Origin of the sequence: Anaeromyxobacter sp. PSR-1 (assembly GCF_000964525.1) — a bacterium.
GTDB lineage: Bacteria > Myxococcota > Myxococcia > Myxococcales > Anaeromyxobacteraceae > Anaeromyxobacter.
Genome location: NZ_BAZG01000234.1, coordinates 1 through 5,929 on the forward strand (window position 1 = coordinate 1; position 5,929 = coordinate 5,929).

Annotated in this window: 6 protein-coding genes; 3 read left to right on the forward strand and 3 right to left on the reverse strand. The window is 74.2% G+C overall.

Annotated elements, in window-relative coordinates; all coding sequences use genetic code 11:
• The 3 genes from PSR1_RS21085 to PSR1_RS21095 form a co-directional block, all read left to right on the forward strand.
• A partial coding sequence (locus tag PSR1_RS21085) for a murein hydrolase activator EnvC (protein ID WP_152643406.1) occupies positions 1-670 on the forward strand: 670 nt, incomplete at its 5' end.
• A gap of 22 nt (positions 671-692) precedes the next feature.
• Positions 693-2,006 carry a S41 family peptidase gene (locus PSR1_RS21090; protein WP_059439340.1) on the forward strand — a complete coding sequence of 438 codons (1,314 nt, stop codon included), beginning with the start codon at positions 693-695 and terminating at the stop codon, positions 2,004-2,006.
• 318 nt (positions 2,007-2,324) lie between these two features.
• Positions 2,325-3,830: a cellulose synthase family protein gene (locus tag PSR1_RS21095; RefSeq protein WP_059439341.1), complete on the forward strand. Its 1,506-nt coding sequence runs from the start codon at positions 2,325-2,327 to the stop codon at positions 3,828-3,830.
• 7 nt (positions 3,831-3,837) lie between these two features.
• Here the strand turns inward: PSR1_RS21095 and PSR1_RS21100 are convergent, their stop codons facing one another.
• From PSR1_RS21100 to ftsY, 3 genes are all read right to left on the reverse strand, one after another.
• On the reverse strand, positions 3,838-4,377 hold the full coding sequence (locus tag PSR1_RS21100) for a GNAT family N-acetyltransferase (RefSeq protein WP_059439342.1): 540 nt from the start codon (positions 4,375-4,377) through the stop codon (positions 3,838-3,840).
• A gap of 93 nt (positions 4,378-4,470) precedes the next feature.
• Positions 4,471-5,166 (reverse strand): HAD family hydrolase, encoded by a 696-nt coding sequence (locus PSR1_RS21105; RefSeq protein WP_059439343.1) that lies wholly within the window; start codon positions 5,164-5,166, stop codon positions 4,471-4,473.
• A partial coding sequence (gene ftsY, locus PSR1_RS21110) for a signal recognition particle-docking protein FtsY (protein ID WP_082100339.1) occupies positions 5,163-5,929 on the reverse strand: 767 nt, incomplete at its 5' end. The genes ftsY and PSR1_RS21105, both read right to left, overlap by 4 nt.

Consider the following 5,929-nt stretch of genomic DNA (forward strand, 5'->3'; position numbering starts at 1 on the left):
CGACGCGGCGCGCGACGCGCGCGAGCGTGCGCGCGCGGCGCGGCAGCTCGAGGCGGGGCGCCTCGCGGCCCTGGCGAAGGAGGCGGCGGAGCGGCGGGCGGACGCCGCCGAGCTGCGCGAGGAGCGCGAGACGCTGCTCGCGGCCCTGCGCACCGCCCGCGGGTTCCACGAGCGCGCCGCGGCCGAGGCCGCCGTGCAGCAGCGCAGGCTCGCCGAGTTCGTGGCGACGCTCCCGCCGCCGCGCAGCGGCGGCGCGCTGCCCGAGGGCTTCGCCGCGCGCCGGGGCCGGCTGCCGCTGCCCGTGGCGGGCCACGTGACCGTCGGCTTCGGCAAGGTGGTGAACCCGCGCTTCAACACGGTCACCGTGCAGAACGGGCTCGACATCGACGCGCCGGCGGGCGCGCCGGTCCGCGCGGTCGCGGCGGGGCGGGTGGTCCACGCCGGCTGGTTCAAGGGCTACGGCAACATCGTCATCGTGGACCACGGGGACGGCTTCCACACGCTGGTGGCCCACCTCGCCTCGATGCGCACCGCCATGGGCGAGGACGTGGCCGCGGGCGCCGTGCTGGGCACGGTCGGGGACACCGGCTCGCTGAAGGGGCCGTACCTGTACTTCGAGCTGCGCGAGAAGGGACGCCCGGTGGACCCGCGACCATGGCTCGCGCCCTGACGCCCCTGGTAGACTCGCCCCGATGATGCGCCGCCTCGCCCTCGTCGCCGCCCTGGCGATCGCGTTCTTCGCGGGCCTGGTCGCGGACCGGTCCGCCTCGGCGGCGCGCCGCGCCGCGTCCCGGCCCTACCGCGCCCTGGACGTGTTCGCCGACGTGCTCGGCCACGTGGAGAGCTCCTACCTCGAGCCGGTGGACGAGCGCGAGCTGGTCTACGGCGCCATCGACGGCATGATGGCGAGGCTCGACGCGCACTCGTCGTTCATGCGGCCCGAGGTGTTCGAGCAGCTCCGCGACGAGACCACCGGCGAGTTCGACGGGCTCGGCCTGGAGGTCGCGCTCGAGGACGGGGTGCTCACGGTGGTGTCGCCCATGGCCGAGTCCCCCGGCGAGCGCGCCGGCCTCCGCCCCGGCGACCGGATCCTGTCCATCGACGGGGCCTCCACCCGCGACCTGGGCCTCTCCGGATCGATCCGGCGCATGAAGGGCGCGCCCGGGTCCCAGGTGGTGCTGGAGGTCGACCGCGCCGGGTTCACGGCGCCGCAGCGGCTCACGCTGGTGCGCGAGCGCGTCCGCACCCGGAGCGTGGACCTGCGCGTGCTCGACGCCGGGCGCGGGTACCTGTACCTGCGGGTGAAGGCGTTCCAGGAGCGCACCGACCGCGCGCTCGCGAAGGCGCTCGCCGACGGGCGCGCCGCGCTGGGCGGCGAGATCCGCGGGCTGGTGCTCGACCTGCGCAACAACCCGGGCGGCCTGCTCGACCAGGCGGTGCGGGTGGCGGACGCGTTCCTCGCCGAGGGCATCATCGTCAGCACCGAGGGGCGCGACCGGCGCGAGGTGGAGGTGCAGCGCGCCCGGCCCAAGGGGACCGAGCCGGGGTACCCGATGATCGTGCTCGTGAACCGCGGCACCGCCAGCGCGAGCGAGATCGTGGCGGGCGCGCTCCAGGACAACGGGCGCGCGGTGGTGATGGGCACGCAGACCTACGGCAAGGGCTCCGTGCAGACCATCATCGAGCTGGAGGACGGCTCGGGGCTGAAGCTGACGGTGGCGCGGTACTACACGCCCCGGCACCGCTCCATCCAGGAGCTGGGCATCTCCCCGGACGTGGTCGTGGCGGAGACCGCCCCCGCGGCCCCGGCGCAGCCGCCGCCGGCGGAGCGCGACCTGAAGCGGCACCTCCGCAACGAGGCCGCGCCGGTGCCGGCCTCGATCCCGGCCGCGGCCGTGCCCGAGGACTTCCAGCTCCGCACCGCGCTCGACTACCTGCGCGCGACCGACGTCCTCCGGGGCGGCCCGGGCGCGCGGGGCACCGCGACCGCCCCGAAGCGGCAGTGAGCAAGGGGTAGGGACTCCACGCACCGTGTACGCTCGGTCCTCCGAGCCCAGGGTGGCAGCGGTGTCGCGGTCCGGGTCGGCGCTGCACGCAGGACGTGCACCCGCGCGCGGATCCACGGCTTTCGCGGGCCGCGCCGCGCGGGGCGGACGGATGTCGTTTTCCCGTGTCGGTGCGCACCTTTTCATGAATTGACTTCGCGGCTCGGAAGGCTATAGTCCGCGCCAATCCTTCCGGAGACGGAGGGGCGACGCCCTGGCCCGCAGATTGCGAATCGCGGCCCTCTCCGGAGGCGCCCACCGGCGCACACACACGTCAAGATGACTTCACTCGAGCTCTCGGTCGTCGTCGGGTACGCGCTGCTGCTCTGCATCCTCTCGGTCTACGGGTCGCATCGCTACGCGATGGCGTACCTGTACTACCGGCACAAGTACCGGCTCCCCACGCCGAAGGGCCGGTTCGAGCAGCTGCCGCGCGTCACCATCCAGCTCCCGATCTTCAACGAGATGTACGTGACGGAGCGGCTCATCGGCGCCGTCGCGAAGATCGATTACCCGCGCGAGCTCCTCGAGGTGCAGGTCCTCGACGACTCGACCGACGAGACGCAGGGCATCGCCCGCGCGTGCGTGGATCGCGTCCGGGCCGAGGGGCTCGACATCGTCTACATCCACCGCACCGACCGCCGCGGCTTCAAGGCGGGCGCGCTGGAGCACGGCCTGAAGACCGCCAAGGGTGAGTTCGTGGCGGTGTTCGACGCGGACTTCATCCCGGATCCCCAGTTCCTGCGGCGCACCGTGGACTTCTTCACCGACCCGAAGGTCGGTATGGTCCAGGCGCGCTGGGGCCACCTGAACCGCGGCTACTCGCTGCTCACCCAGGTGCAGGCCATCCTGCTCGACGGCCACTTCGTCATCGAGCACACCGCGCGCAACCGCTCCGGCCGCTTCTTCAACTTCAACGGCACCGCCGGGATCTGGCGGCGCGAGGCCATCGCCTCGGGCGGCGGCTGGCAGCACGACACGCTCACCGAGGACCTGGACCTCTCCTACCGCACGCAGCTGAAGGGCTGGCAGTTCGTCTACGTGCCGCAGATCGTCACCCCGGCCGAGCTGCCGGTGGAGATGAACGCGTTCAAGAGCCAGCAGCACCGCTGGGCGAAGGGCTCGATCCAGACCGCGCTCAAGGTCCTGCCGCGGCTGCTGGACGCGGACCTGCCCCGCGAGGTGAAGCGCGAGGCGGTGATGCACCTCACCGCGAACCTCGCCTACCTGCTGATGATCCCGCTCGCGATCCTGCTGCCCATCACCGTGGTGGTGCGCGTGTCGCACGGCTGGTACGAGGTGCTGTTCCTCGACATCCCGTTCTTCGCCGCCGCCACCTTCAGCGTGGTCGCGTTCTACGCGGCCAGCCAGCGCGAGCAGGGCCGCACCACCTGGCAGCAGCTCAAGTACCTGCCCATGGTGATGGCGATCGGCATCGGCCTCTCGGTGAACCAGGCGCGGGCGGTGGTCGAGGCGCTCATGGGGTACGAGACCGCCTTCACCCGCACGCCCAAGCACGGCGTGGCCTCGGCGGGCGAGTCGGTGACGCGCAAGCGCTACAAGGCGGCGGTCACGTTCCAGCCCATCGTCGAGCTGGCGCTCGCGGCCTACATGACCTACGGCGTGATGTACCTGATCGAGCGCGAGGTCTACTACTCGCTGCCGTTCCTGCTGCTGTTCCAGGTCGGCTTCGGCTACGTGGGCCTGGCCAGCGTCTACGAGGGCCTGCGCGGCCGCGTGGGGCGCTGGGTGCGCGTGCTCGCGCCGCAGCCCTCGCCGGAGTAGCGGCCCGCTAGGCCGGCTCGAGCGGCTTCTCGAACACCGCGATCCCGCGGTCGAGCCGGCCCACCTCGGCGAACCCGAGCCGCTCCCAGAACGCGCGCGCGCCCGGGTTCTCGTCGCCGACGGACAGGCGCAGCGCGCGGAAGCCGGCGCGCGCCAGCACGTGCTCGAGCGCGGCCGTGGTCTCCTTGCCGTACCCGAGCCCCTGGCACGCCTCGCGGAACAGCAGCAGGCCCACGTGCGCGGTGCCGGGCTCGGGGTGGTTCAGGTACAGGTCGAGGACCCCGACCGCCGGCCCTCCCGTGTGCGGGACGAGCGCGTAGACGCGGCGCTCCGGGTCCGCCTCGGCCTCCGCGAGCAGCCGCTCCGCCGCGTCCGCGCCGGCGGGTCCGCCCTCGGTGCGCACGAAGTAGTCCGGCGCGCCCTGGAAGCAGGACTGGATCTGCGCGGCGTGCGCGCGCGTCGCGGCGACCGCGCGGAGCCGCGGTCCGTCGAGCGGAGCGAGGTCATCGCCCGGGGCCGCACCCTGGGTTCCGTGCACCGGTGTCATGGGGACCTCCGTCGACGTGGTGCGTCGAGGGGACTGGCATAGCCCGGCGCGGAGCGGCGGGTCAAGGCGCGTCGAGGTCCGTCGCGGCGGGGATCAGCCCGCGAGCGCGCCGAGCGCGGCGGCGTCCTCGAGCGACGCGATCACCTGGTCGGCGCCGCTCGCGGCGAGCTCGTCGGCCGAGTAGCGGCCCGTCGCGACGGCCAGCACCGGGCAACCCACCAGGTGGGCCGCGGCGACGTCGCGGGGCGTGTCGCCCACCACCAGCGCCTCGGCGGGGTCGAGCGTCCGCCCGAGCCGCGCCGAGGCCCGCCGCACCGCGGCCGCGACCACGTGCTCGCGCGCCTCGCCGTCGGCCGCGAACCCGCAGATCGCGTCCGGGCCCCAGTCGAAGTAGGCGTCGAGGCCGCCCTGGGCGAGCTTCACCCGCGCCCCCTGCGCCACGTTGCCGGTGCACAGCCCCTGCGGCACGCGCCCGCGCAGCGCGCGGAGCGCCGCCTCCACGCCGGGGAGCACCTGGTAGCCCGGGTTGCGGATCTCCACCGCGAGGTGCTCGAGGTACCGCGCCAGCACGCCGTCGCAGGCGTCGTCGCTGAACGGGTGCGCGAGCAGCGCGAGCGCCTCGCGCACGATCAGCCGGTCGGTCATGCCGTCGAGCCGCAGGCCGGCGAGCGCGCCGTCGAGCGGGCCGCAGCGCTCGGCCAGCGCGCGCTCCAGGGCGCGCCGCCCGGCGCCGCCGCAGGACACCAGCGTGCCGTCCACGTCCCAGAGGATGACCGCCGCGCGCCTCACTCGAACAGCGCCTCCACGAACTCGCGCGGCGCGAACGGCTTCAGGTCGGCCACGCGCTCGCCCACGCCCACGTAGCGTACCGGGATGCGCAGCTCGTCGCAGATCCCGATCACGACGCCGCCCTTGGCGGTGCCGTCCAGCTTGGTGAGCGCGATGCCGGTGACGCCCAGCGCCTCGTGGAACTGCCGCGCCTGCGCGATGGCGTTCTGGCCGTTGGTGGCGTCGAGCACCAGCAGCACCTCGTGCGGCGCGCCGGCGGCGGCCTTGCCGATCACCCGCTTCACCTTCTTCAGCTCCTCCATGAGCGGCGTCTTGGTGTGGAGCCGCCCGGCGGTGTCGCAGAGGACCACGTCCACGCCCTCCTGCGCGCCGCGCTGCACCGCCTCGAAGCAGACCGCGGCCGGGTCGGCGCCCTCCTTGCCGCGGACGATGGGCGCCGAGACGCGCTCGGCCCAGACCTCGAGCTGCTCGCCGGCGGCGGCGCGGAACGTGTCGCCGGCCCCGAGGAGCACCTTGTGCCCGCCGCCCTGCAGCTTCGCCGCGAGCTTGCCGACGGTGGTGGTCTTGCCCGACCCGTTCACGCCCACCACCATCACCACCCACGGGCGCGCCTCGCCCACCGCGAGCGGCGCGGCCGCGCCGCCGGTGCCGGCCAGGTCGAGGATGCGCGCGATCTCCTCGCGCAGCGCCGCCTTCAGGCGCTCGGGATCCGACAGCTCCTTGCGGCGGACCTTCTCGCGGGCGGACTCGAGCAGCCGGGTCG

What these genes read in the sequence shown, in the direction of transcription:
- PSR1_RS21100 (WP_059439342.1), bottom strand. Translation starts at nt 4,377, where the DNA reads ATGACACCGGTGCACGGAACCCAGGGTGCGGCCCCGGGCGATGACCTC.
- PSR1_RS21095 (WP_059439341.1), top strand. Translation starts at nt 2,325, where the DNA reads ATGACTTCACTCGAGCTCTCGGTCGTCGTCGGGTACGCGCTGCTGCTC.
- PSR1_RS21090 (WP_059439340.1), top strand. Translation starts at nt 693, where the DNA reads ATGATGCGCCGCCTCGCCCTCGTCGCCGCCCTGGCGATCGCGTTCTTC.